At 37.3% G+C, this 17,580-nt stretch carries 8 protein-coding genes; 4 read left to right on the forward strand and 4 right to left on the reverse strand.

Features of this window, described 5'->3' with window-relative positions; genetic code table 11:
* Window positions 1-3 precede the first annotated feature (3 nt).
* Genes dndD through U1I11_RS17395 form a run of 3 tightly spaced genes read left to right on the forward strand, consistent with a single transcriptional unit; the run spans window position 4 to window position 3,530 of the window.
* Complete coding sequence (gene dndD, locus U1I11_RS17385; protein ID WP_322907395.1) at window positions 4-2,004, forward strand: DNA sulfur modification protein DndD; 2,001 nt, start codon at window positions 4-6, stop codon at window positions 2,002-2,004.
* Window positions 2,001-2,378, forward strand: coding sequence for a DNA sulfur modification protein DndE (gene dndE / locus U1I11_RS17390; RefSeq protein ID WP_322907396.1), 378 nt, complete (start codon window positions 2,001-2,003; stop codon window positions 2,376-2,378). Before dndD ends, dndE begins: the two co-directional genes overlap by 4 nt.
* Before the next feature lie 12 nt (window positions 2,379-2,390).
* Entirely contained in the window at window positions 2,391-3,530 is a 1,140-nt protein-coding gene (locus tag U1I11_RS17395) for a cysteine desulfurase family protein (RefSeq protein WP_322907397.1), read from the forward strand.
* A gap of 36 nt (window positions 3,531-3,566) precedes the next feature.
* Here the strand turns inward: U1I11_RS17395 and U1I11_RS17400 are convergent, their stop codons facing one another.
* The 4 genes from U1I11_RS17400 to dptF are packed head-to-tail and all read right to left on the reverse strand — an operon-like array spanning window position 3,567 to window position 13,763.
* Complete coding sequence (locus U1I11_RS17400; RefSeq protein ID WP_322907398.1) at window positions 3,567-5,339, reverse strand: DUF262 domain-containing protein; 1,773 nt, start codon at window positions 5,337-5,339, stop codon at window positions 3,567-3,569.
* A gap of 34 nt (window positions 5,340-5,373) precedes the next feature.
* The gene (dptH, locus tag U1I11_RS17405) at window positions 5,374-10,563 is read right to left on the reverse strand and encodes a DNA phosphorothioation-dependent restriction protein DptH (protein WP_322907399.1); all 5,190 of its coding nucleotides are present in this window, start codon (window positions 10,561-10,563) and stop codon (window positions 5,374-5,376) included.
* Window positions 10,544-11,953, reverse strand: a complete 1,410-nt coding sequence (dptG, locus tag U1I11_RS17410) for a DNA phosphorothioation-dependent restriction protein DptG (RefSeq protein ID WP_322907400.1) — start codon at window positions 11,951-11,953, stop codon at window positions 10,544-10,546. Before dptG ends, dptH begins: the two co-directional genes overlap by 20 nt.
* A 4-nt stretch (window positions 11,954-11,957) precedes the next feature.
* Window positions 11,958-13,763 (reverse strand): DNA phosphorothioation-dependent restriction protein DptF, encoded by a 1,806-nt coding sequence (gene dptF / locus U1I11_RS17415; RefSeq protein ID WP_322907401.1) that lies wholly within the window; start codon window positions 13,761-13,763, stop codon window positions 11,958-11,960.
* A 284-nt stretch (window positions 13,764-14,047) separates the two neighbouring features.
* Here dptF and U1I11_RS17420 point away from each other — a divergent pair, with 284 nt between their 5' ends.
* Window positions 14,048-17,200: an MrcB family domain-containing protein gene (locus tag U1I11_RS17420; RefSeq protein ID WP_322907402.1), complete on the forward strand. Its 3,153-nt coding sequence runs from the start codon at window positions 14,048-14,050 to the stop codon at window positions 17,198-17,200.
* Window positions 17,201-17,580 lie beyond the last annotated feature (380 nt).

A 17,580-nucleotide genomic window follows, 5' to 3' on the forward strand; every position in this document is an offset into this window, starting at 1 on the left:
TTCATGCAAATTAATAAGTTATTACTCCGTAATATAGGAGCGTATCATGGACCGCATCATTTTGATTTTAATACGACACCAGAAAAGAACATTATTCTAATCGGTGGTAAAAATGGTGCTGGTAAAACGACCATTTTGGAATCTTTACGAATTGTATTATTTGGTTCTTTAGCTTATGGGTTTGTTAATGACAATGAGCCATATTTCCGTAAAATTCATTCTTTACTCAATCGTTTTGCTATTGAAAGTAATAATAATGAGTTTCAAATTAAGCTTGAGTATACAGCTACTGAAGAATTTGAAACTGTTCATTATGTTTTGATGCGCGAATGGCGCTTTAAAAATGAAAAGATTAGAGAGAGCTTTAGTGTCTTAAAAAACGGTCAATATTTGAAGGCTAACCAGCAGTCTGACTTTCAAAATCGTTTGCGTGAAGAAATGCCACCTCGTTTATTTGAACTTTGTCTTTTCGATGGGGAAGACATTTCTAGAATCGTATCCGATGAAAAAATTCCAGAGTATTTAAATGAATCCGGGAAAATTTTATTTAATTTGGATTTATTTATGAATTTGGAAAAAGATTTGCATTCCTACCGAATGCAATATGCTCAAAAGAATGCTGATGCTGCCAAAGAAATTGCAGAACAAGAAAAACTGATAAAGCAGATTAACGAGCTGCAAACATCAATTGAAGCAAAACAAGCTCTGATCCAGTTAAGCGAAAGAGAAGCAGTACAATTAAATGATGAGATAAAACAGCATAAACAGGATTTTGATAATCATGGTGGTTTATTACGTGATAAGAGACAGAAATTGCTTGGAGAAATCAATGCAATTGAAAGTAAAAGAAAAGCAAATAGCGAACAAATCCGCTCATTTATAACATCCTTATTACCCTTTTATATTACTAGAGATTTATTAGGTAAAGTAGTCAAACAGCTTAATCTAGAAAAGGAAAATGAATCTTTTGAATATGTTGCTTTAGCGTTAGACAAACAAAAGCTAACCGATTTGATTCATCAACTTCAACACAAGATAAATCAAACAGATGTAACCTATAATATTGATTTTCTGCATCAAGGTATTCTAAATATGATGCAGCCAGAAAATATTGATTTGATTCATCGCGCATCATTTGCACAACGTAGTGAAATTCAAAATCTGTTTAATCAAATTCAAAAAATTGATGCAAAACAATATATTCAAATGTTTGAGCAAAATGCACAGATGCTCTCCGAATCGCAAGGTTTACGTAAAACAATTGAAATTAATGACCAATCTAGCGAATTCAAAGAAATTTTAGAACAAATTGAAGTGAAAACAAAACGCATCGAGCAATTGCGTTTACTAGTTGAACAGTATAACAAAGATATTCAAGAAGCTGATGATCATATTCGTCTGTACACTATATCTTCTAATAAAATAACAGATAAAATCCGTGAATATCATAAAGCGGAAAATTCTTTTGCGATGACTGAAAAGCTGCTAGTCGTCAGTCAACGATTCAGAGAACGTCAATGGCGTAAGAAATTAGATGATGTAGCTAATGAAGCAACGAAAATGGTAAACATTCTTTTCCGTAAAAAAGAGTATATTGATCGCATTCATATTGATCATCTAACATTCGAGCTTCATCTATATAATCGTCAACAACAGCATATTACTAAAGAACGCCTCTCAGCAGGCGAAAAAGAAATGCTGATGTTGACTGTCATTTGGGCGATGTTTAAGGTGTCTGGTTGGAAGCTGCCCTTTGTTTTTGATACATTGATGGGGCGCCTCGATCAAGATCATAAACGAGCGCTCATTCAATATTTTATCCCTAAATGCGGTGAACAAGTGTTAATGTTTACAACTGACTCTGAAGTTGGCGTGGAACAATTTACTTGGCTGAAAGATGTTACAGCCAAATGTTATACGTTAGAACTTAATCCAATCACACATAGCGCCGAAATTGTGAAAGGTCGCTACTTTACGATTAGTGAGGAGAGCAACCAATCATGAATTTTACATTACGAACTTCTAAATATGCCAAAGACATTTTGACTCAATTGCATGGATCAACAGGAATTACACCAAATATTTTGATTCGTTATGCGGTCAGTCTTTCGTTACGAAATACTGTGTTGGATGGAGCAGTAGAGCCTATAACTAAAGAGTCTACAGATGGGCTGGTGCTTAATCGTAATACAGTGACTGGAGAGTACGATTATGTATTTAAAGCTTTGATTACACAAGCAGCAGGCAAGGAATTAACAGATACGGAATATTTTCCTGGATATTTTAACGCTCATTTGGAGCGTGGGATTCGGTTGCTCGCTTCAGAATATAAGGGTGCAGGGAATTATGAACGCTTTATTCGTGCCTTGTTACTCTAAAGAAAGTAGGGAATGGCGATGTTGTATTTAGACAATAGCGCAACAACTAAAATTCATCCAGAAGTATTAGAAGCGATGATGCCATATCTTCAAGAAGAATATGGTAATCCATCGAGCAAATTTTATTCATTAGCTGAGAATGCGAAAAAAGCTGTAGCTAAAGCAAGAGAACAAGTAGCTACTTTGTTAGGATGCGATCCAGATGAAGTTGTTTTTACTAGTGGTGCTACGGAAAGCAATAATATGATTATTAAAGGGATTGCAGACTATTATGGACGTGAAGAAGGAACTAATAAACGCTTATTAACGACTAAAGTTGAGCATCCATCTGTTATTGAAACGTTTAACTTTCTTGGGGAACGCGGCTATGATGTGTCTTTTTTAGATGTCGATCAATATGCACGCGTAAGAGTAGAACAAGTAAAAGAAGTGACTGCACAAATGCAGCCACTTCTCACTTCAATCATGTGGGGAAATAACGAGATTGGTTCGCTTAATCCGATTGCAGAGCTTTCTGAAGTATTTGAAGATAATGGGCAGTTCTTTCATACGGATGCGACGCAAGTGATTGGTAAAGTTCCCGTTGATTTGAATAAGTTGAAAGGTATTCGCTTCCTTTCTATGTCTGGTCATAAGATTGGCGGGCCTAAAGGTATTGGTGCAGCGATTATTCGTAAACAGTCGAAAGAGATTTATACTCGTTTGACACCGTTGATGCATGGTGGTGGGCAGGAGAATAACTATCGTAGTGGTACTTTGGCTGTGCATAATATTGTTGGACTGGGTAAGGCTGCTGAGATTGCTGGGAAGAATATTGAGAAGAATGTAGAGCGGCTGAATGAGCTTGAAAGTTACTTGATTAGTGTTTTTGAGTTTAATCTATCTGGGAAGATCAAGTTTAATAGTGATAATAAGGATAAGATTCCCGGATTAATTAGTGTACAATTCATTGGAGTTAATAATGAATTGTTAATTAAAAAGCTAGCTAATTATGCCGCACTTTCTTCTGGCTCGGCTTGTAGCTCTAGCAAACCTAGCCATGTACTAAAAGCAGTAGATAAACCATTGGAAGAAATCAGGCAAACAATAAGAGTAACGTTAGAACCGAACACTGATGAAAAAGCATTGGATTTGTTTGGGCAACTTAGATAAAAAATACAAGGCACAATCAGTTGTGCCTTGTATTTTTTAAATATTGAAAATTTGTATCGCCATATCACAATATAGATTCTGTCTATTTTTAAGGTTAGTTTCATTCCAATCTGAATAGCTTATTAAATCTCTGGTAAGGCAAACATTTGAACCTGAATAATTACTTTTTTTAGAGTTAAAATCTTTATTCGAAGCAGCTTTATTATCGCCTGGAGACCAAAAAACTAAATTTCCAAGTTCATTTTTATATCTTTCAAGAGTTTTATCAGGATTTTTAGGGTTTTGAGGATATACATGCTCTATTTCTGTTAAATCAAGATCATAATGTAAATTCATAATTGGTGTAGGGCAAACATTTTTTTTGTTTTGAAACCACGGATAATAAGCTTCTAAAGTGGTCAAAAAATATCTTATTTTTTTAATTGTTTTTGTATTCTTCTTGTAGGTAAGGCTAATTTGTAATTTTTCTGCAAAGAATTGATCTGCACATTGAGTTGAAATAATAGTTTTTAGTTCTTGTTTAAAGTCTAAAATATCAAATGGATTTCCTCGACGCATACTCGAAATATGCTTTTTATAAACATCTGATAATCTATTTGCTCGTAATCCTGAAATAGTTATATAACGAAATACAAATTTCTCCAATGATAACACTACTTCTTTAAATTCTTGTTCAGTTGCACATTCATAAATAGTCATCAAAAATGGAATACATAACTTATGTTCTAAATAATTTACTAATAAAGATAATCTTTTTTGTTCCCATTGAATCACTTGTGACCCTATATAAGGATAATCTCCTTTTGTCAATAACTCATATACTTCAAATCTCTCTTTTATATTAGATATTCTATTCTTAATTTGTGTGTCACTAAGGGAAGATAAAAAGAATGTTTTTTGAAATTGTCTATGCACATTGCTTTTTTTTATGACGGCTATATGAGATGTTAAATAAGCTTTAATATACTTTTCTGAATTTTTTTTAGATAAGATTTGATCCCAATCATCTGAAGCTTTTTCCTGCAAAATTGGATTGCTATCTAGTTGCTCTAATGTAGAAGACCTAAGATAATCACCTATTGCCAGTTCTTTACCACGATCATTAAGAACTTCGAACAGCTGATATGCTTCGTCTAAATCATCGCATGTTATGTGAATTACTACCGAATTTTCTAATAGCTTATCTTTTAATTTTTGCAATTCTTCAACTTTTTCTTCAATAGTTAGAGTAGCATGATTCAGTATAGGTTCTATAAGTTTTTTTGAAATCATTATTCTAGCTTGATTAAGTCGATAGTGAGATTCTGCCGTAGGGCTATTCATTTTTCCTATTAATAATTGTTCAAAGTGATTAGCATCAACCTTGGAAAGTGTGAGTCTATTTTTTCTTGGTGGTGGGGTTTTTCCAATATTACCTTTAGTACTTCTATAAGTAAGGTAGTTTTCATATAGATCATCGGCCAAAATTTTTGCTGTATCTTCAATACTTTTGTTTCCTGTTTTTTTAGCTTCTTCAGATAATGAAGCAAATGTTTCTTTTAATATTGATAGAAGAATGGTAAAGGTTGCTAATCTTTGTTGTCCATCTACGACTCTATATATTCTTCCAGCAGTATTACTAGCATGTTCATGTACACTGACAATACCACCAAAAAAGTATTCTTCTTTGACGTCCTTGATGTCTTCACAAAAAGATTCAATTTCTTCTTCTTCCCAACTATACGCTCTTTGATGTTTTGGAATTACAAATGGATTTCTGTTGTTAAAAAGATCTCCAATACAATGTTTATCATTATTTAAAATAGCCATTATAACCATCCTTTTTTATATAAAATAGTTTTTATTACAACTCCCAAAACGCCTTATCCCGCATCCAAATCGGCTGTCCTGCGCCAGCCTTCACAATACTATAATGCTTCTGTAACGACTTAATTCGATTCATAATACTTTCTTCCTCAGCCTTACTCTGCGTGCTGAATACCATTCGAATCTCTTTAGCCGACATCTCAGCTACATTATGCACGATCCAAGTGAGAATGTAATTTGCATAGTCATTGTCCGAAGTTGAAAAGTGATTCATAAACTGTGTAGACAGGATCGTACCGACGCCATACTCGCGACCTTCTTTTAAAATTTTCTTGATCGATGTAAAATCTTTGCTCAAGAAGTTATCCGCTTCATCAACTAGAATCATTTTAGTGATCTCGCGATAGGTGCCTTCAATCGCACTGTGTCCTTGCATCTGCATTTGGTTATAAAATACATCCAATGTAATCGATACAACCAAATTTTGAATGCTTTCATTAAAGCCAGATAGATTAATAACGGTGATTCCATCGATCATGTTAAACAAAGGAATTGTCTTGGTTGCATCAGGCTCAAATACTTCGGTTTCATATAAGTCTTGCAATGCAGCATACAGGCTATCTACCTTGGTATCCTCTTTACTGGCAAACAGTTCATATACATCACTTAAAGTAGGGGCGGGTTGGTTCCAAGTAGAAGCATCGTTTTTGATAATCCCTTTTTTGGCATATGCCTCCATAATAGTTCCTTTGAGAATGATCGATTGTACCTGCCCTAATCCAAACGATTTGGCAACTGTGTCTGTAAGAGAACTGCTCGTATGAACAGGCAATAATGGTTTGATCGGCTGTGTGACATATAAAGATAACGGATTGTAAGGAAGATGGTACAGGTCGTATACTTTAGCACCTGTAATTTCGGTGAAATCTGGTTTGATATAGTCCCCTTTATAGTCAAAGATCAAAATACCGATTGGTGTACCATGGACGTTATCCTGGCTATTACGGGATAACTGTGTAATGAGCGATTTGGTGAATTGGGTTTTTCCTGTGCCCATTGTGCCGATAATCCCTGTGTTCGTATGCATCACTTTATCTGTAGTTGTAGGAAACCATTTGATCTCCTCATTATTTTGAACATTATGACCGAATAAAACTTCCAAAGGTTTTTGATTTGACTGCTTTACATTAAATGTATTCTGAGAACTTTCTTCATCAGTTACTTGCTGTGGTTGAGAATTTTCTGTAGCAGCAGATATAATCATTTCTTTGGAAGACATTTCAGCATCGCTTTGATCCATTGATGAAGTTGAAAGATCGTTTGAGTACAAATTGCAAAGCAATTGATCTTTAGAAATATCACCATACGCACTTTGCAGATGATTTTTAATATCTTCGATACTATTCATAATGAAATTGTAGCCGCTCTTTTCTGGGTAATTAAAGATCATCACTTGAGCAGAAGATTCGATTTCATTAAATATCGTATCTTTTTTGAATGATATGACTGCTCCATCTCCAATAAAGCTCTGTAGATGTGTTGCGATCGCATAGTCATCATTGAGTAAACGGCCTCTAAGTTGGCTATTGGTAATGTTTCCCCAATATTGTTCAGGCCAAATGTCATACAGATTCATTTTTTCAGCGCTAGCGATCGCAAGTTGAATGAAGAAATTGCGATAAAGTTTCGCTGTAAAACCATCTTCGTCAGTTAAAAAATCTATCAACAGTTTTTTTGTTTCTTTGACTTGGTTGATTGCTTTCTCATATACTGCATTTGAATTATTTCCAATCTTTACTTCGATTGGATAGTAGTGAACATATACTTGATCATTTTGTTGTTCAATTCCAATTAACAAAAGATCATCACTATATGAACCGAATCTACCTAAATTTTTGGCTGAGAATAATCCATCGGATTGACGTAAACCTGTACCACCAGATATACGGAGAATTTCTTCCATAGAAATGGGAACCCATATAATATCGCGATGAGCAAAAGCGGCTAAAGCCAATTTGACTGCTGATAAAATACTGATCTTTTCTCTAGGAAATTGATTTTTTTGTGCCAATAGCCGAAGTAGCCAATTACCATTAATTGCATTAAAGAAATTAATGATTGGAGGCAGCAGATCAGCTTTAACATCAATTTGCTGAGAACGAAGAAACTCGTCTATTAAGCGTTGGTATTGATTAGATCGTCTAGTTACCGTAATGGCATCGAATCCACTGGATGATGTGTACTGATCACTGTAGTGAATAACGAGCAATTCTTTTTGCTGATCATTATTTTTGAAGAAACTCAAATCGACTTTAGGTTCAATAAAGGTGACCCAATGTGCAGAATCATATACAAGATCCAGTTTTTGTTTATGTGTAGCGGAGATCGCCGTCACAATATTAATATCTTCCTGGTAGTTATCCAAAGTGCGTGCAACACGCAAAAGTGAGTTTAACTTAGGTATCATTTTGGATAAGGTGTGATCAGATTGTTGACCGTATTTTGTACCAAATCCGGTTTTGTAGTCTTCATTAATAAAAACAGATGGAACGCCAGATACTAAACCAAACAAAGACATACCCGTAATAATCTCTGTTGCATTACTTGTAGCGATCTGCTCGATTTTATTCATTTGATAAAATGTGATATGACTGTATTCGTATTGATTGGAATGGATATCTTGAGAATAAAACTTAACTTGATCACGGAAAATATTAAGTAATTCTTCAGGATGATAGCCTTCTAACTCTAATTTGAGATTAAAGTTTTTGGCGATTTCTTCGGCATGGGAATATTGAGACATTTCTTCAAACACATTATTAATTCCTTTTTCTGCATATATATGAAGTTCGATAGGTAGAAGATTTGTCTTTTCAACATTTCTACGCAACTGTCGCTTGTAGTATTCGAATAAACCTTGCAGAATCTCTTGACAATCGCCCATGTTCATCGTATTGATTTTCAAAGGTGCTCTGTAATCAAGATCAAATAAATATGAAAAATGCTCTGTAAATTCTTCGATTTTCTCCTGTACTAACTTACTTACAAAAAATTTAGAAGTTTCAAAGCGTGGCAAACTTTGATCAATATAAGTTGTCCATTCAAAGGAGTCATTTTGCTCGATGGCTTTATATAGTTTCGAGTTGTTAAAAGACACATAAGGCAAAAGATTGGTCGAACGTAATGAACGAAGAAGTTCATCATTTATAGGTTCCGAACCAATCAACTCATTAAGTTGCAGTTGATAAGCTAGGTTGAGTGGATGTAGAGGTGTATATAGCCACTCTGGTTCTTGAAGACCTTTTCGAATTGTACCAATTAATACAAGATCGCGTTGCGTTTGATCAAGAGATTGACCGTTGCTTAGTTGCTCTAGTTCTTTCCAATATGCATCGACATAATTTTGAGCTAACGCTGTATATTCTTCATCGAAATAAGCTAAGCTTGGTAAAAGTTGATTTGTTCTAAAATAACGAAGCAAGTCGAAATACGCCTCACGCAAATGATCTTTTATCGCAATCGACTCGGGAGCGAGTTCTCCGGCTTCTTCTATAAAATAAAGTTGATTACCCTCAATTAATTTTAATTCCCGTTCTAGATTTCGTTTGAATTCTCCTTGAGCATACGTTTCACGGGTACCTTGAATAATTTTCATCTTGTCATTATCGATACGGTATATAAAATGGTCTTGTTTCTCACGTTTTAACTTCCATACTGTAAACCCGCCAATCGGGACTGGTCGTTCGATTACATCTTGAATAGCAAAGGGGATTTCGATATAAGGAAGTTTGACGACAAATGGAATCAAATCTTCTTCCCCTGTGTTTTCCTCGTTCTTACTGATAGCCAGTTCTTCAGAATCATTGATTTCAAATATATTATCTGATCGATCAACTTGCAGGGCTGCTTGTACAACTTCTTCAGCACCTTTATTGAATATCCACTGTTCATCATCCGAATTGATTAAAATATGTGAACTTTTGTTTTTTGACAAAGTGAGTGTGTAGGAAGTTTGAACAGCTTGAATAAGCTTTTCCGATGATTCAAGTACTACAATTTTAAATTCATAAGCTGGAGATACATCGGTTTTATATTTGACTCCATAAAAGCATGTTTGACCAGGCTCATAGGTTAACTGAATTCGCAACTTTTTCCCAGCAGGTTCAGCTACCATTTTATGTTTGATTTCATTTTTAGTAATAAATTCATTTTTTATAAAATCATTAAAAGGAAGCTCGATAGTAATCTTGTTTTGTCTTTCTGGGTTAAACACGATAAGATTTCGTTTACGTTGTTTACTTTTCGTTTCGCCGTCGGGGCGTTCCCAGTACAATAATCCTTCCAATGTAGCTTTTTTGGTTGGTTCTACATACTCTAGCCCTTTTCCTTCCAGTTTCTTTTCGTTGGAGCGACGTACCGTGCTAAAATCTGTATCTTGCCAATCTGAAGCAGCAAGTAATTTTGCACCTGTATCATCAAAATGTCGTTCCAAACTGATATCAACGGGGCCATATTGATGAGCCATTTCAACATCATTAAATAAAGATTGGTTATGCTTTAAACGCTCTGTAATTTGTTTATTCGTCATCGCTGTATTAAACAATTCAGAATCATAAAATAAACCTAAATCTTTATAATCTGAAGGAGCTAAATTTTGGTTGTTTAAGACAGTTAAGATTTTTTCATAGTCAAATAAAGTGACTTGTTCGTGTAGCCCTTGCTGCGCTTTATTCGAAGACATACTGAACTCTAAAATCTGCTTTTGTTCTTTAGAAAGAACAGAGTTTTCCATTGATTGATGTAAGTTGCTCTCAATTTCATCGATGTGGAAGGGCATACCTTCTTTTGTAAACGAAGTCATACCTTGAACTAAGCTATCCAAGTTTGAATTATGGATCAAGAGCATCGCTTTATCTTGAAAAGGGTCTTCCTTTGTCCCTACTTTGTTGCGCAATGTAGTCAAAAAATCAGGTGTAATATCGTCTATTGTGGAGGCAATGAGCACTTGTGCTGATTCATCGACCAATGAAATCGATTGAAAAAATCCATCCTCTGTCATCATGGAGAATGGTTCAATGTCAGACAGGGTTTTCACTTCGGCGACTAAAGCAGCTACTTGCTCAGCACGCTCAAATTGAATATGATACTTTTCTCCAGGTTGCACATTGATGCGATTGAAAAATTTCTCAATCTGTTGTGCCAGATAATTATAAAAATGCTTTGACATATATAGCATCCCCACTATCGCTTTTTTTCTCTAGCAAGTTTAATTTTTCGAAGTAATCTACGATTGCAGTCTGGGTATCACGATCAAAGATCATACCTCTAGTCTCAAATTCGGAGAACAAATTTTTAAGCCGAATTTTTGGTTCATCTTTAATCATAAGCTTAGTTAAAAATAACAAATAATCTGTATCCAAAATCAGCATTTTGCCTGATCTGCCGCGTGATTTTAAAAATGATTTTTGACAAAAGTGTACAAACCATTGTTTAAACTCGTTATATGGTTTAGCACGACTACTCTGATTAAACTGGTAATCAATTATATGGAAGAAGGAATCCAATTTTTTGAGAACCGGTATATTTGAAGACGCGTGAAATGTGCCAAGCAACTCCCATTTAATATCACCAGAAAGATTTTCTTTGTATTCTTCAATTAGCTGCTCAACTTGTTGTTCCAATTCCAATTGTTCTTCTGTTGACATGCTTTCAACTTGATTTGCAATTTGTTGATACGATAATAAATCGTTGTTTTTAGAATCACTTGAAGTCGATTCGGTGAAGTTGATCATTTTTAGAAAATTAACATGGGCAAATGTTTGGTTAATCGCCCGTTCTATACTTTTCCATCCAAACTCGTAACTGACTCTTGTTTTGGAAAGCCGTTCTTCACCTTCAAAGGTGAAATATACAGGTTGGATTTCTTGTTCAATCGGTTTAAATAATATTTCATTTCGGCGTGCAAACTGACTAACGTATAAAAAGTAATAATAAGATATGATTTTTTCGATTTGGTTTGTAAATAAATCGCTTTTAGTAGCTAGCCATTTGAAATCTTTAATAAATAAATCGGATATTGTTGGAATAATATTGCTATAGTTCTTGGGCCTTTTAGTAGAAGTACTTAATTGTGGTAAAGACTTGAATAGCAACGCACTCATCAAATCGGAATGAGTGACATCATTATCCATACTCCACGGTTCTTCATTCATCCAAAGTACATTAAACAAAAATGTAGCCAGTTTTTTGTTTTCGTTTTCCACCGTATTGATGTAGTACAGTGTTTGTGGATGAAAAAGATACAATTGGTTGTTTTCGTCGACAAATAACGTTTTTAACATTTGTTTGAATTCGCTACGTTGAGGTGGCTTTTCAAACTCAATAGCATCCAACACGTTGTTAATAAGCTCATCCGTATTAACTGTTTCCTTTTCGTTCAATTGCTTTTGCCCAATCAAACGAATAAATTCACCAGTAACTTCTCTAAAATCATACTGGTTATCTTTAAATTTAGTATTGTATGGAAGGAGTTCTAGCTCAGTTTTGGGATTATGGCGGATTGATGAAGTGAATTTAAATTTATCCCGAATTGCATCTAAGCTTAATTTATAACTCATAGTTTCACGTCTCCATAAATGAGTATTGATTGAATGTAGTATCATATTTCAAGCGGTATCGGGTTGATTTGCCGAATTGTTTGCTTTCAAACACAATTTCTTCGCTTTGGTTACCAGTGCTGCTGAGTTTATCGATAAATTCCACAAATTTAATGAATTGGAATTTATCTTTCTTGTTTGGACGATAGCCGTTTTTGATTTGAATTAGCAGGGAATATAGTGAAAAATCAATATCGATCGCTGGAATAGCGTTCTCATCTGTATAGTTAACATTTCGAACTTTGAATTGGATCGTCATCATAGTCAAAAACTTATATAATTCGTTTTCTGCTATAGGAGTAATAGGTAAAACATAAGGTTCGATTTCCAGCTTTTGCAGCGCATAGTATTGCGTTTGAGGTTGCCCAATTTGTACATAAATAAGTTCTGAATTACCTTCACCATTCCACTTATATAGAGCTTCACGAACATCTTCGCGATACAATTTTGCAAGTTTATTGAGTTCTTTTTTGTTCCAATAAAATAGATTGTGCATAAATTCTTCGTACACTCGATCTCGGAAAGAATGATGAGTAGCTTTCGGAATCAGATAATAAAGATAGACGAACAGCTTGGTAAGTGTTCTTTTAAAATTTGAGTTTTTATCTTCTGGATTACGCCAAGGAGAATTTGGAATAAGCCCCCTAGCAAAATAGGATAAATGATTGATATCGATATATTGAGCAAAAAGATAGGCGCCATCTTTTCTCGACTTAAAATCAATAAGATGTTGATCTAGAGCTTCTGTTCTTATTCTTGTCGGATTGATTCGATCAATCGCTTGATGGATTGCAGAAGCATCTACTTTTTCGAATAATTGAAATGCTAGTAGAGACTTAGTATAAGATTCGAAATCTTGTGTACGTATCATGTTTTGTATTTGCTGATGAGTTGCATTTTCCATATTGGAAGGAACCAATATATTATAAATAAAATCCAATAATGCTCGTGTTGATATGAGCAGTTTTTCTTTTACCATAGCTTGGATAAGTAAATCAATGATTCGTTGTTGTACAACGTGTTGCTGCAATAATTCATAGTTTTGGAAAACAGGATTTTTGGCAGCTAATTCTTTGTCTTCTGCTACATCTCTTAAGTAGGCTTGATAGAAAGGATTATCTTCTGTTTTTTGGGTGATCTTATTGAGAATGCCTTCGATATAGCTGGATTTAGGACCTTGATCTGTTAATTGATACATGTGATAATCACTAAAATTCACGTATTGGAAAATATGATCATCTGCACTGGATTCATTGGTAATGACGGATTCTAGAATTTTTTTCTGCTCTACATAAATACGAAGTCTTTTAAAAGATTCTCCATATTCGGAATCGATAAAATTGTTTAAAGCACCTAAGTTGATGGCTAAAATGATATTTCGAGTATTATTTTGTTGTAATCCTTCGTCTGAAAAACTTTGCAGTACAGAAGCAAGTGTCTCAATTGATGTTTTGTATGGAGAGAAGCTTTCAGTAGCATCATTGTGCAAATAAAAAAGAGTATCATCATTTAAAAATTCATATTTGTTTTTTAGATAAGATAGAATATGAGATTTGCCATCTCCGACACCACCACAAACCAATATTAGACGAGCATTTAAAGCGGTGTATGTCTCTTTAATATAATGTTCTAATTCAAGTTCTACCGGGCGTTCAATATGCATGTATGTTTTAAATGCGCTAAAGCTTTCTAGATTTTCCACTGCTTCTTTTGACGATTGTTTACATCGTTTCAGTATATCAATAAAATGTTCTGATACAGTATCAGTCATGATTAATCCTCCATCGCTTGAAATGAGCTATAGTTAATTAAAATAGAGTCATATTTATAAGGGAGTTATAGTAGGAAATGTATGTAAGTCTAAAGAACCTGACTTATAGTTCGAAAGTTGTTGTTAACTTACTTTATTGTATCTTCTTTTACTGAAAATGGGAATCGCGAATTGTATTATTTTGTTTGAACATTAAAATATTGATGGTTTTAATTGATTTTGATATGTATAAACTTTAAATTAGCATGCTTTTCATATTTCTTTAATTTCAAAGGAGAATATCGATGACTTTACCAATAGAACTCCAAAATATATTTTTACATCGTCAAAAATCATACAAAATGGTGTTCGTCCTCGTTCTTATTGATGAGATGCGAGCCAGCCGTGAGCGTGAAGTATCCATGACACGCATAAAAGAGCGCTTCCTTGATTACTTCCAAAAGCGCGAAGCTCGTAGCCTACCTGTCGATGCGCCGCCTTCGCGGATTGCATTTCGTTGGGCGGATGTTGTAGTGAGTCGGGTGCAGTACATTGTAGATTCGACGATTGAATCGCTGATGAGTATTCTCGACTACCCCAGCTCCGGCTACACCATCGGCTTCAAACCAGATATTTACAACCAACTCAACCCAGCCGTATTAGACGAACTGTACCACTTCACCTTGGACGAACTGGACGTTTACTACGCACCACCGCAATCGGACTTCTCCCTGCGGGAAGACTTGCTCAACATCATCCGCAACTATCTTCCCGCTAAACAGCAGCCGCTTACCGGGCATCCGCTTGCAGAGTATGTGCGAAAGGTCGTACCGGAGCATTTGCGGTCGTTGCCGTTTGTGCATAATCATTTTAAGGTGCGGGGATCGGTAGGGCGGGGGAGTAATTGGGCGACGATTCCGTGGATTGCGGTGATGTATCCACAGCTCACGGATACGATTCAGCGTGGGGTGTATGTGGCGTATTTGTTTTCGGCGGATATGAAGCGGCTCTATTTGACGCTGAATCAAGGGCTGGGCGAGGTGCGCAGCCATTTGGGGCGCAGTGATAGTCAGGCGTATTTGCAGGAGCGGGCACAGGCGATTCGTGAGAAATTGCCAGCTGGGCGGATGCGGATGGATGAGGAGATTGATCTGGGGGACGGGCGGCTTGGGGACGATTACCAGACGTCGACGATTGCTTATTTTGCTTATGATACGGCGCAGTTGCCGGACAATGAGCAATTGGTCACCGATCTGTGGGATGCGATGGACAGTTATATGTTTTACATTGAAAGTACGGCGATTACGCCAAATACGATGTGGGCTGAGCAGGTGCAGGAAGATGATGGCGGGGAAGTGTATGTTCCTCGTTTGCGTGACCGGGATATGGCGGATGTGTTGGAGCGGATTGGGGACTATATAACGAGTAGCGGCTTTTATTTTCCGCAGCAGCTTGCGCATAACTTCTATTTGTCGCTGAAAACGCGGCCTTTTGTTATTTTGGCGGGCATTTCGGGGACAGGTAAAACGCGGCTTGTGCGGCTGTTTGCGGAAGCGATTGGAGCGACGGCGGACAATGGGCAATTTACGTTGATTCCAGTGCGACCGGATTGGAGTGATCCAGCGGAATTGATCGGTTATCGTGATCTGTCGGGGATGTTTCAGCCTGGGCCGTTGACGCTTGTCATTCGGGAGGCATCGCGGCTGGAAAATCGGAAAAAGCCTTATTTTGTCTGTCTCGATGAGATGAATTTGGCACGGGTGGAGCATTATTTTAGCGATATGATGAGTTTGTTGGAAACGCAAAAATGGCGGGAAGAAATGGAACATCCGTATTCTTCGCCAGAGCGTCGGCAAGAGTACGTGTATACGGCAGGACAGGAGTCGGAGTATCGGCAGGAACAGGAATATGTGCATATGATGGAACAGCAGCCGAAGCGTCAGCAAGATCAGGAATATGTGCATATGATGGAACAGCAGCCGAAGCGTCAGCAAGAGCAGGATGATATGCATATGGTGGAACAGCAGTCGGAGCGTCGGCAAGAGCAAGGTGATATGCATATGACGGGACAGGAACCGAAGCGCCGACAGGATCAGGGCTATATGCATATGGCAGGGCAGGAATCGAAACGTCAGCAAGAACAGGAATATGCGCGTATGGAGGGACAGGAGTCGAAGCGTCAGCAAGAACAGGAATATACGCGCATGGCGGGGTATGAGCCGAAGCGTCAGCAGGATCAGGAGCATGTGCCTATGGCGAATCAGGAATCGGGACGTGTACAAGGGCAACAGCGTGATTTAGCGCAGGAGCAGTTCCATAATGATGCGAATGCTGCTGATGTTTACGATGATGAACGTGAGCGCGATGAGCAGCGTTATGTGAACCAGGACGATGAGAATATGGAGGATGGAAATAATAAGGAAAATCGAAATAATGGAAAACGTGATGCTACGAACGGTGTGGAGCAGTATGCTGTTGAACAGCATGGTGCTGAGCATATGAGCAATAGTGGCGCTCGTTCCGGTTCTCATTTGGAAAAACGTGATGTCGGGGAACGTTTGGTTCGTGCTCGTGGGAATATGAAAAGTCGGGCTGACGCTAGCGAGTATAGGGATAATGATGCTCCGGTTCATAATGGTGGTGAAGATGAACGGAATAAAGTTAGGGGAGATTATGCTGCTAGTCCTACAAGTAATCCTACCACAGGACAGGCTAGCGGTCGCAAAATGGAGCGGCGCATCGTGACTGATCCGCTCATCGCGGCGGGCATGTTGCAGTTGGAAGAAGATCGGATGATGTATGGACAACTGGGCATACCGGACAATGTGTACATTGTAGGTACGGTGAATATGGATGAAACGACGTATCCGTTTAGCAAACGTGTGCTAGATCGGGCGAATACGATTGAGTTTCATACGATTGATCTGATGCAGTTGCCGCGTAAGGGGGACCATGTGGCTGTTGCTGAAATGGTGCCGATGGAGCAGCCTTTTTTGCGCAGTGATTATTTGCAGTTGGTTGATGCGATGGAAGAACATGAGGAGCTAATCATTCGCACGACAGAGCGGCTTGTGCAAGTTAACCGTATTTTGGAAAGTATTCATGCACATGTAGGGTATCGGATTCGGGATACGATTTGTTTTTATTTAATTTATAATCAGCGGTTTGGTCTGATGGATGAAGATGAGGCATTTGATTTGCAGTTGCTGCAAAAGATTTTGCCGCGTATTCAGGGCAGTCAATCGGCGGTACGACGTGCGCTTGTACGTTTGTTGGAGCTTTGTTTGAAAGGGAATGTGCGGGTGCCTTCGCCGCTTGAGGATGATGATGATTTTTGGAGTCAGTGGGAGAATGGGCAGTTGGCACCAGATGCTTATTACCCTGAAAGTGCGCGCAAGCTCGCGTATATGATTCGGCGGTTGGATGAGGATGGGTTCACGTCGTATTGGGTGTCGTGATGTAGTGGTGAGTTGAATAAAAGAGCTTGTAATATATCCTGTGTATAATGCGAGTCATATGAATCTGTATTGCAACAGGAACGAAATGATGGCATATGGAGCAGTAAAATTCGTTTAGCGCTATACTCAACCTATATCCAATCGAAATCGCCTCTGAGTGGAGGTGTAAAGCGCCAAACCTAACGAATTACCTCTGAGCGGGAAGGTAAGCGCCAAACCTAACGAAATCACCTCTGGGTGGAGAGGTAAGCGCCAAACCTATCGGAATCGCCTCAGAATGAAGATGTTCAGCGCCAAAATTAGCATGGAAAAAAATTGCGAGGTAGCGGTTGAACGTGTGAAATATATTGATGAAAGCATCAATATATCAGATCGAGGTT

Origin of the sequence: Paenibacillus campi, from assembly GCF_034659835.1 — a bacterium.
Taxonomy (GTDB): Bacteria; Bacillota; Bacilli; order Paenibacillales; family Paenibacillaceae; genus Saccharibacillus; species Saccharibacillus campi.